This is a genomic window from Pseudomonas sp. Z8(2022), from assembly GCF_025837155.1.
In the GTDB taxonomy this organism is placed as follows: domain Bacteria; phylum Pseudomonadota; class Gammaproteobacteria; order Pseudomonadales; family Pseudomonadaceae; genus Aquipseudomonas.
This window is the reverse complement of record NZ_CP107549.1, coordinates 64610-76946: the sequence shown is the minus strand read 5'-3', so window position 1 is coordinate 76946 and position 12337 is coordinate 64610. Positions and strand designations below refer to the sequence as shown.

At 65.3% G+C, this 12337-nt stretch carries 12 protein-coding genes; 7 read left to right on the top strand and 5 right to left on the bottom strand.

Features of this window, described 5'->3' with window-relative positions:
- Positions 1-6: 6 nt before the first annotated feature.
- Positions 7-918, bottom strand: coding sequence for an oxygen-dependent coproporphyrinogen oxidase (hemF, locus tag OEG79_RS00330; RefSeq protein WP_264146926.1), 912 nt, complete (start codon positions 916-918; stop codon positions 7-9).
- A 148-nt stretch (positions 919-1066) separates the two neighbouring features.
- Between hemF and OEG79_RS00325 the strand changes: the two genes are divergently transcribed.
- Entirely contained in the window at positions 1067-2044 is a 978-nt protein-coding gene (locus tag OEG79_RS00325; protein WP_264146925.1) for an NADPH:quinone reductase, read from the top strand.
- Positions 2045-2117: 73 nt separating this feature from the next.
- Here the strand turns inward: OEG79_RS00325 and OEG79_RS00320 are convergent, their stop codons facing one another.
- The 3 genes from OEG79_RS00320 to OEG79_RS00310 form a co-directional block, all read right to left on the bottom strand.
- Complete coding sequence (locus OEG79_RS00320) at positions 2118-2675, bottom strand: L-threonylcarbamoyladenylate synthase (RefSeq protein ID WP_264146924.1); 558 nt, start codon at positions 2673-2675, stop codon at positions 2118-2120.
- Between the two features lie 83 nt (positions 2676-2758).
- Complete coding sequence (dprA, locus tag OEG79_RS00315; RefSeq protein WP_264146923.1) at positions 2759-3877, bottom strand: DNA-processing protein DprA; 1119 nt, start codon at positions 3875-3877, stop codon at positions 2759-2761.
- An 81-nt stretch (positions 3878-3958) separates the two neighbouring features.
- The gene (locus OEG79_RS00310; protein WP_264146922.1) at positions 3959-4996 is read right to left on the bottom strand and encodes a LysM peptidoglycan-binding domain-containing protein; all 1038 of its coding nucleotides are present in this window, start codon (positions 4994-4996) and stop codon (positions 3959-3961) included.
- Between the two features lie 153 nt (positions 4997-5149).
- Here OEG79_RS00310 and def point away from each other — a divergent pair, with 153 nt between their 5' ends.
- The 5 genes from def to OEG79_RS00285 all read left to right on the top strand — a co-directional run bounded on the left by def (position 5150) and on the right by OEG79_RS00285 (position 9888).
- Positions 5150-5656 (top strand): peptide deformylase, encoded by a 507-nt coding sequence (def, locus tag OEG79_RS00305; RefSeq protein ID WP_264146921.1) that lies wholly within the window; start codon positions 5150-5152, stop codon positions 5654-5656.
- A gap of 195 nt (positions 5657-5851) precedes the next feature.
- Positions 5852-6784 (top strand): methionyl-tRNA formyltransferase, encoded by a 933-nt coding sequence (gene fmt, locus OEG79_RS00300; protein ID WP_264146920.1) that lies wholly within the window; start codon positions 5852-5854, stop codon positions 6782-6784.
- Positions 6781-8094 carry a 16S rRNA (cytosine(967)-C(5))-methyltransferase RsmB gene (gene rsmB, locus OEG79_RS00295; RefSeq protein ID WP_264146919.1) on the top strand — a complete coding sequence of 438 codons (1314 nt, stop codon included), beginning with the start codon at positions 6781-6783 and terminating at the stop codon, positions 8092-8094. Before fmt ends, rsmB begins: the two co-directional genes overlap by 4 nt.
- A gap of 11 nt (positions 8095-8105) precedes the next feature.
- Positions 8106-9479 (top strand): Trk system potassium transporter TrkA, encoded by a 1374-nt coding sequence (trkA, locus tag OEG79_RS00290; RefSeq protein ID WP_264146918.1) that lies wholly within the window; start codon positions 8106-8108, stop codon positions 9477-9479.
- Between the two features lie 88 nt (positions 9480-9567).
- Positions 9568-9888 (top strand): tetratricopeptide repeat protein, encoded by a 321-nt coding sequence (locus OEG79_RS00285; RefSeq protein WP_264146917.1) that lies wholly within the window; start codon positions 9568-9570, stop codon positions 9886-9888.
- Positions 9889-9915: 27 nt separating this feature from the next.
- Here OEG79_RS00285 and OEG79_RS00280 read toward each other — a convergent pair whose 3' ends face one another.
- A complete protein-coding gene (locus OEG79_RS00280; protein ID WP_264146916.1) occupies positions 9916-10815 on the bottom strand; it encodes a LysR family transcriptional regulator in 900 nt (299 codons plus the stop codon).
- A 171-nt stretch (positions 10816-10986) separates the two neighbouring features.
- Here OEG79_RS00280 and OEG79_RS00275 point away from each other — a divergent pair, with 171 nt between their 5' ends.
- Positions 10987-12276: an MFS transporter gene (locus OEG79_RS00275; protein WP_264146915.1), complete on the top strand. Its 1290-nt coding sequence runs from the start codon at positions 10987-10989 to the stop codon at positions 12274-12276.
- Positions 12277-12337: the final 61 nt, after the last annotated feature.

Sequence of the window (12337 nt, the reverse complement as noted above, 5' to 3'; positions counted from 1 at the left end):
GCGGAATCAGGCCGAAAGCCAGTCACGATCGGTGAGGAAGTACTCGGTCAGGCGCGCCTCCTCGCTGCCCGGCTCCGGCTTCCAGTCATAGCCCCAGCGCACATGCGGCGGCAGCGACATGAGGATCGACTCGGTACGCCCGCCGGACTGCAGGCCGAACAGGGTGCCACGGTCGAACACCAGGTTGAATTCCACGTAGCGACCCCGACGGAAGGCCTGGAACTCGCGCTCGCGCTCGCCGAAGGGGGTGAGCTTGCGGCGCTGCACGATGGGCAGGTAGGCCTGCAGATAGGCATCACCGATGGCGCGCATGAAGGCGAAGCAGGTGTCGAAGTCCCATTCGTTGAGGTCGTCGAAGAACAGCCCGCCGATGCCGCGTGGCTCACCGCGGTGCTTGAGGTGGAAATAGCGGTCGCACCAGGCCTTGAACTTCGGATAGACCTCGGCGCCGAACGGCGCGCAGGCGTCACGGGCCACCTGGTGCCAGTGCACGCAGTCTTCCTCGTTGGCGTAGTAGGGCGTCAGGTCGAAGCCGCCACCGAACCACCACACCGGCTCTTTACCTGCCTTCTCGGCGCTGAAGAAGCGCACGTTGGCGTGCGAAGTCGGCACGTAGGGGTTTTCCGGGTGGATCACCAGCGACACGCCGAGGGCTTGGAAGCCGCGCCCGGCCAGCTCGGGACGGTGGGCGCTGGCCGAAGGCGGCAGGCTGTCACCGAACACGTGGGAGAAGTTCACTCCGCCCTTTTCGATCAGCGCGCCGTTCTCGATCACCCGCGTGCGACCGCCGCCGCCGGCCGGGCGCTGCCAGGCATCCTCGGCGAACACGGCCTGGCCGTCTTCAGCTTGCAGGGCGGAGCAGATGCGATCTTGCAGGTCGAGCAGATAGGCCTTCACGGCCTCGGTACGGTCAGTCACGGCGGCACCTTGAACAGAGAGCAGGGCGGAATCGGCGGGCAGCATAGCATTCACCCAGGCACATCCGCAGTTGACGTCGGTCAATCGGAGCGTTTGGATAGACCCTTTATGCCGTCAGAGACGGCCCTGAGCAGACAAGGAATCCGAAATGGCCAAGCGTATTCAGTTCAGCCAGCACGGCGGCAGCGACGTGCTGGAATACCACGATTACCAGCCGGCGGCGCCCGGCCCACGCGAAGTACGGGTAGCCAACCGGGCCATCGGCCTGAACTTCATCGACACCTATTACCGCAGCGGTCTGTACCAGCCGCCCGCACTACCCTCGAGCCTGGGCACTGAAGGCGCCGGTGTGGTCGAGGCGGTGGGCAGTGAAGTCGAAGGCCTCGAAGTGGGCGATCGCGTCGCCTACGCCACCGGCCCGCTCGGCTCCTACAGCGAACTGCACGTGCTGCCTGCCGACAAGCTGGTGAAACTGCCGGACAGCATCAGCTTCGAGCAGGCCGCCGCGGTGATGCTCAAGGGCCTGACGGTGCAGTACCTGCTGCGCCAGACCTATGAGCTCAAGGGTGGCGAAACCATCCTGTTCCACGCCGCAGCAGGCGGCGTCGGTTCCTTCGCCTGCCAGTGGGCCAATGCGCTGGGCGTCAAGCTCATCGGTACCGTCAGCTCTGCGGAGAAGGCCGCGCGGGCCAGGGAGCTGGGCGCCTGGGCGACCATCGACTACAGCCATGAGAACGTTGTGCAGCGCGTGCTGGAGCTGACCGACGGCGCCAAGTGCCCGGTGGTCTACGACGGTGTCGGCAAGAGCACCTGGGAAACCTCGCTGGACTGCGTGGCGCCGCGCGGCCTGCTGGTCAGCTTCGGCAATGCGTCGGGGGCGGTCACCGGGGTCAACCTGGGCATCCTGGCGCAGAAGGGCTCGCTGTACGTCACCCGCCCGACGCTGGCCGGCTACGCTACCAGCGCGCAGCGTCTGCAGGCCATGGCTGACGAGCTGTTCGGGATGATCGCCAGCGGCAAGCTGCAGGTGGAGATCAGCAATCGCTATGCGCTGAAGGACGCCGCCGCCGCGCAGGACGCACTGAGCTCGCGGCAGACCACCGGCTCGACCATTCTGCTGCCGTAAAACTTCCGCGCTGAAACACTCACGGCTAAAGGCCCCGTGCTCAAGGGGGCTTTAGCCGCGGGATTCAGAGTAGTCAGGACGGACGAATCACATCGCCCGTGCGCAGGTCACGGATCAGACTTGGATTCCTGCGCCCGCCCAGGGCACCGCCAAGTACCTTGTCCAGCTCGCCCGGGAAATACTGTTCGACACGCAGCCGCGAACGCGCCGACGGGCGTCCCGCCGGGTTGGCCGAAGTGGAAATCAGCGGGCCGGTGTAGCGGCAGAGTGCACGTACCAGCGGATGATCACTGACGCGCAGGGCAACGGTGTCGTGCTCGCCAGTGACCCACTCGGGCAGACGATTCTGGTGCGGCACCAGCCAGGTATTCGGACCCGGCCAGCTGCCTGCCAGGCGCTCCAGCCAGGTTTCGGGCAGGTCATCGAGGAGGAAGTCGAACTGTGCGATGTCGTCGGCGACCACGATCAGGCCCTTGTACATCGGCCGTGACTTGAGTGCCAGCAGGCGGTCCACCGCCTCTTCGTTCCACGGGTCACAGCCCAGGCCCCAGACCGCTTCGGTCGGGTAGGCGATCACGCCGCCCTGACGCACCACTCGCGCCGTTTGCTGTATCTGCCAGTTGCTGGCCATCGACTGTCTCCCAGTGAACCAATGGCCGGCAGTCTATCCAAGACCGCCATGCGACTGTAGATGGAACGCGTGTTTTCCCTGGGTTAAGGGTTTCGCGCCAACCAGCGCCCGGCTTCGTTACACACCAGGCCATCGAGCTCCAGTTCGGTCAATGCCGCGAGAACCTCGGCCAGCGGCTGGCCACTGGCCTGAACCAGCGCCTCGGTGCTGTGCGGGGCGGCATGCAGCAAGGCCAGCAAAGGATGCCCGGCACCGGCAGGCGCCGCCTTGGCTACAGGGGTGGCGGATGGCGTCTGCCAGCCACGCAGCGCTTCGAGAACATGCTCGATGCTTTCCACCAGCGTAGCGCCATCGCGAATCAACTGGTGACAGCCCCGCGCCCCTGGGTGGTGAATGGATCCGGGAATGGCATAGACCTCGCGCCCCTGCTCTGCGGCAAGGCGCGCGGTGATCAGCGAGCCGCTCGAAGGGCTGGCCTCGACCACCAGCACGCCCAAGGAGAGGCCGCTGATGATCCTGTTGCGCCGCGGGAAGTTGCTCGCCTGTGGCGGACAGTCCAGCGGCAACTCGGACACCAGTGCGCCGCCCTGCTCGATGATTCGTGCCGCCAGCCCCACATGTCGCCGTGGATACAGACACTGCAAGCCGGTGCCCAGTACGGCGAGCGTTCTACCACCAGCCTCCAGCGCACCCTGATGCGCGGCGCCGTCGATGCCCAGCGCCAGCCCGCTGGTTATGACGAAACCACCACCGGCCAGGCTGCGGGCAAAGGCCCGCGCGTTGTCCAGCCCCGGCTGCGAGGCACGCCGGCTGCCGACCATGGCCAGCTGCGGCGCCTCCAGCACGCTTGGCTCGCCCGCCACGAACAGCAGCGGCGGTGCGTCGGCCAACTCGGCCAGCAAAGCCGGATAACGCGGGTCATCCCACATCAGCACATGCTGCCCGGGTTCTTCCAGCCACTGCAGCGCAGCGCGCGCCCGCTCGCGAATTTCCTCGCTACGTCGAGGCTCGGCGCAAACCGCGGGCAGCCCCAACGCACGCCAGGCACTGGCCGGCGCACTCAGCGCCGCCGAAGCGCTGTCGAATGCACGCAGCAGTTTGCGAAAACGTCGCGGCCCCAGTTCCGGCAGCAGGTGCAGGCGCAGACGGGCTTCAAGTTCCGCAGGAGAGACGGCGGGAAAATGCGGGGAGGGTAAAGACATGGCGATTCTTCCCTGAAATGTTGCGCCGCCATCCTGGCGGGCAGAAAGCACGAGCCCCGCAATCGCGGGGCTCGTTGGGTATTACGGGTTGCGGATCTTGTCCATCACTGCCAGTTGCCGGCTGGCCTGGAGCACCAGACCGTAGCTGAGCTTGTCATAGGTGCGGAACACCATGAGCAGGCCGGAGCGCTCGTCGGGAATTTTCACGCTTTCGCCAGTGACGCGGTCGCGCACGGTTTCGCCGGTCTTGTACACCGCCAGTACGTTGCCGACTTCCAGACCATCGCGTGCGCCCTTGTTCAGGGTGACCACGTCGAACTGGCCGATCTGGCTCACGCCACGTGGCACGTCGAGGATCAGGCCGTTGATCTCGCCGAACGGCTCGCTGGGCATGAAGGTGGAGTTGATCGCACGCTCCTCGGTGGGGAACAGGCGATCGCCAAGGCGTACTTCCTGAGTCGAACGGCTCAGCAGCAGGGTACCCACATCGCCTTCTTCCGCGACGATCTCGCCGGTACCGATGTCGTCGGCGTTGATACCGAGGAATTCCTTGGTTTCCGGATCCACGTAGGTCTTGCCCTGACGGAAGACACCGTAGATAGCGTGTTCATCGTCGAACTGACCGCGCGCATAGACACGATCACCAGCGCCGCTGACGACGCGCTCGGCGTTGCCCGCAACGATGTAAGGCTTGCCGTTGAACTCTTCAGGAGTGTCGACAATGCGGTTGCTCAGCAGGAAGCTGTTGATCGCTTCCAGCGGGATGGTCGGGATCGCCTCGGCCATCGGCGTGCTGCGTACCTGTGGCGACAGCTTGATGGTCCCGCGCGAATCGCCACGGTTGAGCATCAGGCGCGGCTGCCCGTCGACATAAACGAGATTGAGGGTATCGCCGGGATAGATGAGATGCGGGTTGGCGACCTGTGGGTTGGCATGCCAGATCTCCGGCCACTTCCACGGTTGGCTGAGGAATTTGCCGGAGATATCCCACAGCGTATCGCCCTTGACCACGGTGTAACGGTCCGGATGACCGTCCTTGAGTTGCACTGCAGCCTGGGCCATGCAGGTCAGGGCCAATCCGCCAGCTGCCAGGAGCAGGGCGAGTAGTGATTTCCTCATACGGTGAATCCCTTTATTATGTGCCTTCACGTGAAGCGCCCTAGCGCCGCGTGCCAAACCCGCTGAATACGCGGCGTGAAGCCGTTTTTCAATGCTGTTCATCATCTTAGCAGCGGATTTTGACTTTATTCCACAAGTGCATCACAAACGCATATGGCGATCCTGAATATCCTCGAATTTCCTGATCCACGCCTGCGTACCATCGCCAAACCGGTGGACGTTGTGGACGACTCCATCCGCCAGCTGATCGACGACATGTTCGAGACCATGTATGACGCACCCGGTATCGGCCTGGCCGCGACGCAGGTCAACGTGCACAAGCGCGTGGTGGTCATGGATCTGTCCGAGGACAAGTCCGAGCCGCGGGTCTTCATCAATCCCGAGTTCGAACCGCTGACCGAAGAGATGGACCAGTACCAGGAAGGCTGCCTGTCGGTGCCCGGTTTCTACGAGAACGTCGATCGTCCGCAGAAGGTGAAGATCAAGGCGCTGGATCGTAATGGCCAGCCTTACGAGCTGATCGCCGAAGGCCTGCTCGCCGTGTGCATCCAGCACGAGTGCGATCACCTCAACGGCAAGCTGTTCGTTGACTACCTTTCCAACCTCAAGCGCGACCGGATCAAGAAGAAGCTGGAAAAACAGCATCGCCAGCGCGCCTGATTCATTTATTCCCAAGGCTTGCGTAGCAGGTCGCATGGAAACGTCACGAGCGAAGGTTAGGCAAGGCGAAAACAGACGAGGACGCGGAGTTTACGAGCTGTAAATGAGCAGTCCGAGCCTGTTTTCAACGCGGCATAACCGAGCGCAGTAGTTTCCATGTGACCTGCCAGGCAAGCCTTTTTCTTTGGTGACCCCATGCGTATCGTCTTTGCCGGCACCCCGGAATTCGCCGCCGAACACCTCAAGGCCCTGCTGGCCAGCCCGCACCAGATCATCGCCGTCTACACCCAGCCGGATCGCCCGGCCGGTCGCGGCCAGAAGCTGATGCCGAGCCCGGTCAAGCAGCTGGCCGTCGAGCACGGCATCCCGGTCCATCAGCCGGCCAGCCTGCGCAATGAAGAGGCGCAGGCCGAGCTGGCCGCGCTCAAGCCGGATCTGATGGTGGTGGTGGCCTACGGCCTGATCCTGCCGCAGGTGGTGCTCGACACCCCGCGCCTGGGCTGCATCAACAGCCACGCCTCGTTGCTGCCGCGCTGGCGCGGCGCCGCACCGATCCAGCGTGCGGTGCAGGCCGGCGATGCCGAGAGCGGCGTCACCGTGATGCAGATGGAAGCCGGCCTCGACACAGGCCCGATGTTGCTCAAGGTGAGCACGCCGATCAGCCCCGACGACACTGGCGGCACGCTGCATGACCGCCTGGCCCGACTTGGCCCGCAGGCCGTACTGCAGGCCATCGACGGCCTGGCCGCCGGCACGCTGAAGGGCGAGGTGCAGGACGACGCCTTGGCCAACTATGCACACAAGCTGAACAAGGACGAAGCGCGCCTCGATTTCAACCGCCCGGCCGTCGAGCTGGAGCGTCTGGTGCGCGCCTTCCACCCCTGGCCGATCTGCCATACCACACTGAACGGTGATGCGTTGAAAGTGCATGCCGCCGAGATCGGCGAGGGCAAGGGCACTCCCGGCAGCATTCTCGCCGCCGACAAGCACGGCCTGACCGTAGCCTGTGGCGAGGGTGCGCTGCGCCTGACCCGCCTGCAGTTGCCCGGCGGCAAGCCGCTGGCCTTCGCCGACCTGTACAACAGCCGCCGCGAGCAGTTCGCCGCCGGCCTGGTGCTCGGCCAATGAACCCGCGCCTGGCGGCCGCCCGCGCCCTGACCGCCGTGCTCTCCGGCAAGGCTTCGCTGGGCAGCAGCCTGCCACCGCAGCTGGACAAGGTCGAACACCACGACCGTGCCCTGGCGCAGGACCTGGCTTTCGGCGCGGCACGCTGGCAGCCGCGTCTGCAACTTCTGGCGGACAAGCTGCTGGAGAAGCCCTTCAAGGCCGCCGACAGGGACGTCGAAGCCCTGCTGCTGATCGGCCTCTACCAGTTGCTGCACAGCCGCATCCCCGAACATGCCGCCATCGGCGAAACGGTCGGCTGCGCCGGGGTGCTGAAGAAACCCTGGGCCAAGGGCCTGCTCAACGCCGTGCTGCGCCGCGCCCAACGCGAGCACGAGGTTCTGTTTGCCGAACTCGACCGCGATCCGGTGCTGCACAGCGCACACCCGCGCTGGCTGCAAAAACAGCTCAAGGCCTTCTGGCCCGAGCACTGGCAGGCCATCTGCGCCGCCAACAATGCCCATCCGCCGCTGATCCTGCGGGTCAATCGCCGCCACGGCAGCCGCGATGCCTACCTCGACGAGTTGCGTGGCGCCGGTCTGGCCGCTGAACCCTGCCGCTTCAGCCGCGATGGCGTGCGCCTGCTGCAGCCCTGCGACGTGACCACGCTGCCGGGCTTCAGGGAAGGACGCGTCAGCGTGCAGGACGAAGCCGCACAACTGGCCGCCGACCTGCTCGAACTGGCGCCCGGCCAACGCGTGCTGGACGCCTGCGCCGCACCGGGCGGCAAGACCTGCCATCTGCTGGAGGTCGAGCCGGACCTGAGCGAAGTGGTTGCCGTCGACCTGGAGCCCAAACGCCTGGCGCGCGTGCGCGAGAATCTCGAGCGCCTGCAGCTGCAGGCCACGCTGATCGCCGCCGACGGACGCGATACCGGCGCCTGGTGGGACGGCCAGCCGTTCCAGCGCATTCTGCTCGACGCGCCCTGCTCGGCCACCGGCGTGATTCGCCGCCACCCGGACATCAAGCTGACCCGCCAGCCCCAGGACATCCCCTCCCTGGCGCAATTGCAGGGTGAACTGCTCGATGCCCTGTGGCCGACCCTGGCGCCTGGCGGCATCCTGCTCTATGCCACCTGCTCGGTGCTGCCGACGGAAAACAGCGAGACCATTGCCGCGTTCCTGACACGCACGCATGACGCCAGGGAAGTCGCCATCGCCGGTGAGTTCGGCCTGCAGCCAGAGCATGGCCGCCAGTTGCTGCCGCAAATCGACGGCCACGACGGCTTCTACTATGCCAAGCTGACAAAGAGCGCTGTGACCAGCCACAGCTAACGGAGTGATCAGTGAAAATCATCATTCTCGGCGCCGGACAGGTGGGCGGTACCCTGGCGGAACACCTTGCCAGCGAGGCCAACGACATCACCGTGGTCGACACCGATGGTGATCGCCTGCGCGATCTCGGCGACCGTCTGGACATTCGCACCGTGCAGGGCAAGGGCTCTTTCCCCACCGTGCTGCGCCAGGCCGGGGCGGACGATGCCGACATGCTGGTGGCGGTGACCAACAGCGATGAAGTCAACATGATCGCCTGCCAGGTGGCCTTCACCCTGTTCCGCACGCCGACACGCATCGCCCGGGTGCGCGAGGCTGCCTACCTGACCCGCGAAGCACTGTTCAACAACGAGGCGATCCCGGTCGACGTGCTGATCAGCCCCGAGCAGGTGGTGACCAATTACATCAAGCGCCTTATCGAATACCCCGGCGCCCTGCAGGTGATCGACTTCGCCGAAGGCAAGGCGCAGCTGGTGGCGGTCAAGGCCTATTACGGCGGCCCGCTGGTGGGCCAGCAACTACGCCAGATCCGTGCGCACATGCCCACCGTCGACACGCGCGTGGCGGCCATCTTCCGTCGCAACCGGCCGATCATGCCCAAGGGCGATACCGTGATCGAGGCCGATGACGAAGTGTTCTTCATCGCCGCCAAGGCACACATTCGCGCGGTGATGAGCGAGATGCGCCGCCTCGAGGACAGCTACAAGCGCGTGGTTATCGCTGGCGGCGGCAATATCGGCGAACGCCTGGCCGAAGCCATCGAAAGTCGCTACCAGGTGAAGATCATCGAGATGAACCCGGCGCGCTGCCGCTACCTGTCGGAGAATCTCGACAGCACCATCGTGCTGCAGGGCAGCGCCTCGGATCGCGACCTGCTGGTGGAAGAGAACATCAACGACGCCGACATCTTCCTCGCCCTGACCAACGACGACGAGGCCAACATCATGTCGTCGCTGCTGGCCAAGCGTCTGGGCGCGCGCAAGGTGATGACCATCATCAACAATCCGGCCTATGTCGACCTGGTCCAGGGTGGCGAGATCGACATTGCCATCAGCCCGCAGCTGGCCACCATCGGCACCCTGCTGACCCATGTGCGTCGTGGCGATATCGAGAGCGTGCACAGCCTGCGCCGGGGCGCGGCGGAAGCGCTGGAAGTGATTGCCCATGGCGATGCCAAGTCGAGCAAGGTCATCGGCCGCGCCATCGAAGATATCGCCCTGCCGCCGAGTACTACCATCGGCGCCATCATCCGCGACGAGACCGTGCTGATCGCCCACGACAGCACGGTGATCGAGTCCGGCGACCACGTGATCCTGTTCCTGGTCGACAAGAAGTACATTCGCGACGTCGAGCGGCTGTTCCAGGCGGGTCTGACCTTCTTCTGACGTTGCCGAGGGCGCGTCATGCGCGACCAGCCCTGGGGCTGGATATCAGCTGCTTGCGAAGCAATTCGCGCCTACCGGGAGAACCCTGATGAGTACCGAGGCACTGGAAAGAATGCTGGCCAGCGGCAAGGACAATGCCCTGCTGCGCTTCGGTCTGGGCAAGGCGTATCTGGATGGCGGCAACGCCGCGCGGGCAGCCGAGCACCTGCAACGCTGCGTCGAACTCGACCCGAACTATTCCGCCGCCTGGAAGCTGCTGGGCAAGGCTCTTCAAACAGGCGGAGATGCGGACGGCGCACGGACGGCCTGGCAACAGGGCATCACCGCTGCGCAGGACAAGGGCGACAAGCAGGCGGAGAAGGAAATGACCGTGTTCCTGCGCAAGCTGGACAAGCCCGCCCGCCCCTGAGCATCGGGCAGATGACGCCTCCGCGACCTACTGCATCGCCTGCACTTCCCGGGTCAGCAGATCGACGAAGGCCTGCGCCAGCGGTGAATGCTCCTGGCGACGCTTGACCAGCCAGACCGCGGTGGTGGCATCGGCGTCGAGCAGCGGGCGAAACACCACCCCGTCGATCCGCACCCGGCGAAACGACGAGGGCAACACCGAAACCCCGAGACCGGCGGCCACCAGGCCGATGATGGTCATCGCTTCGTGCGCTTCCTGGCTGACCCTTGGGCTGAAACCGGCCTGGCGCGCCAGGTTGAACAACTGCGGGTAAAGCCCGGTGCCATGACCCCGTGGAAAGAACACGAATGGCTCGTCGGCCAGCTCGGCCAGCGCCAACCCCTGATCCTCGTCAGCGGCCAGCGGGTGATTGGCATGCAGCAGGGCCATCAGCGGCTCGCGCAGCAACTCCACCGCTTCCAGCTCGGCCGGCAGCTCCAGCGGGCGGATCATGCCGATCTGCAGCTTGCGTTCGATCAGCGCCTGGCTGACCTCGCTGCTGGTCATCTCCTGTAGATTCAGGTGCACGGCAGGAAAGGCCTGACGGAAGGCGAACACCGCGCGGGGGATCATCGAGACGAAAGGAGCCGACGCGGTGAAGCCGATCTGCAGCTCGCCGATCTCGCCCTGTTCGGCGCGCCGCACCACGTCCACCGAGCGACTGACCTGGGCCAGGGTCTGACGGGTTTCCTCGAGAAATAGCCGGCCGGCATCGGTCAGCGCCACATGCCGGTTGCTGCGCTCGAACAAGCGCACGCCCAACTCCTGCTCCAGCGCCTGGATCTGCTGGCTCAGCGGCGGCTGGGAAATGCCCAGCAGTTCGGCGGCCCGGCCGAAATGCAGCTCCTCGGCGACGGCGACGAAATAGCGCAGGTGACGCAGCTCCATGAGCCCTCCATAAGTCGCAAAACATATCATTGGTGTCGAATATTATATTGGATGAAAAATAGCGTCCTACTTATCCTTGTGGCATTCCAACGACAAGAACAGTCCTCGCGCGGGCAGATCCCTGCGTGACGGCAGGTCTTTGCCCGAAAAACGCACGCCCACGAGGTCACCATGCGCCAACCCGTTCCCCACGCGCCCAACGAGTGCGTACCCGCCGACGAGGAGCCTGCTCCTGGCAGCCTGACTGCGGCTCCCGTCTATATCGAGAAGGGCACCCACGCCTTTTTGCGCACCCTGCTGGCGATGTGCTGCGGCGGTTTCGCCACCTTTGCCTTGCTCTACTGCGTGCAGCCGATGATGCCCATGCTGTCGCAGCAGTTCGCCCTGAGCGCGGCGCAGAGCAGCCTGATTCTCTCGGTGTCGACCATCACCATGGCCGTCGGCCTGCTGATCACCGGCCCGCTGTCCGATGCGCTCGGACGCAAGCCGGTGATGGTGGTCTCGCTGCTGGCCGCGGCGCTGTTCACCGTCGGCAGCGCGCTGATGCCGACCTGGGAAGGCGTGCTGCTGATGCGCGCACTGGTCGGCCTGGCCCTGAGCGGCCTGGCGGCCGTGGCCATGAGCTACCTCAGTGAGGAAATCGACCCGCTGCACCTGGGCCTGGCCATGGGCGTGTATATCGGTGGCAACGCCATCGGCGGCATGAGCGGGCGCCTGCTCAGCGGGGTACTGGTCGACTACATGTCCTGGCACGCCGTGCTGGGCACACTTGGCGGTCTGGGCGTACTGGCCGGGCTGCTGTTCTGGCGCCTGCTGCCGGTGTCGCGCAACTTCCGCCCACGCTCGCTGCGCCCACGCAGCCTGCTGCAGGGCTACACCCTGCAGTTCCGCGATGCCGGGTTGCCCTGGCTGTTCCTGCTCGGCTTCCTGCTGATGGGCAGTTTCGTCACCCTGTTCAATTACATCGGCTACCGCCTGATCGAGGCGCCGTTCCGCCTGGACCAGACCAGCATCGGCCTGCTCTCGGTGGTGTACCTGTCCGGTATCTACAGCTCGGCGCAAATTGGCGCACTGGGCGACAAGCTGGGCCGGCGCAAGGTGCTGTGGGCGGTCATCGGCCTGATGCTCGGCGGGCTGGCCCTGACCATCGTCGACAACCTGGCGGCGGTACTGGTGGGCATGCTGCTGTTCACCTTCGGCTTCTTCGGCGCCCACTCGGTGGCGAGCAGCTGGATCGGCCGCCGTGCCACCCAGGCCAAGGGGCAGGCGTCGTCGCTGTACCTGTTCTGCTACTACGTCGGCTCCAGCGTGGCCGGTACCCTGGGCGGCGTGTTCTGGCAGGCAGCCGGCTGGGACGGCCTCGGCCTGTTCATCGGCTCGTTGCTGCTGGTGGCGCTGGCCGTAGCCCTGCACCTGTCGCGCCTGCAGGCGCTGCCGGTGGCGGCGGCCCAGCCGCGCTAGATCGATATCCGAAACGGTGGGGATGGGTGAGGGCGGATGGCCGCAGCCATCCACCTTGCGC

What these genes read in the sequence shown, in the direction of transcription:
- OEG79_RS00325 (WP_264146925.1), top strand. Translation starts at nt 1,067, where the DNA reads ATGGCCAAGCGTATTCAGTTCAGCCAGCACGGCGGCAGCGACGTGCTG.
- OEG79_RS00320 (WP_264146924.1), bottom strand. Translation starts at nt 2,675, where the DNA reads ATGGCCAGCAACTGGCAGATACAGCAAACGGCGCGAGTGGTGCGTCAG.
- dprA (WP_264146923.1), bottom strand. Translation starts at nt 3,877, where the DNA reads ATGTCTTTACCCTCCCCGCATTTTCCCGCCGTCTCTCCTGCGGAACTT.
- OEG79_RS00310 (WP_264146922.1), bottom strand. Translation starts at nt 4,996, where the DNA reads ATGAGGAAATCACTACTCGCCCTGCTCCTGGCAGCTGGCGGATTGGCC.
- def (WP_264146921.1), top strand. Translation starts at nt 5,150, where the DNA reads ATGGCGATCCTGAATATCCTCGAATTTCCTGATCCACGCCTGCGTACC.
- fmt (WP_264146920.1), top strand. Translation starts at nt 5,852, where the DNA reads ATGCGTATCGTCTTTGCCGGCACCCCGGAATTCGCCGCCGAACACCTC.
- rsmB (WP_264146919.1), top strand. Translation starts at nt 6,781, where the DNA reads ATGAACCCGCGCCTGGCGGCCGCCCGCGCCCTGACCGCCGTGCTCTCC.
- OEG79_RS00285 (WP_264146917.1), top strand. Translation starts at nt 9,568, where the DNA reads ATGAGTACCGAGGCACTGGAAAGAATGCTGGCCAGCGGCAAGGACAAT.
- OEG79_RS00280 (WP_264146916.1), bottom strand. Translation starts at nt 10,815, where the DNA reads ATGGAGCTGCGTCACCTGCGCTATTTCGTCGCCGTCGCCGAGGAGCTG.
- OEG79_RS00275 (WP_264146915.1), top strand. Translation starts at nt 10,987, where the DNA reads ATGCGCCAACCCGTTCCCCACGCGCCCAACGAGTGCGTACCCGCCGAC.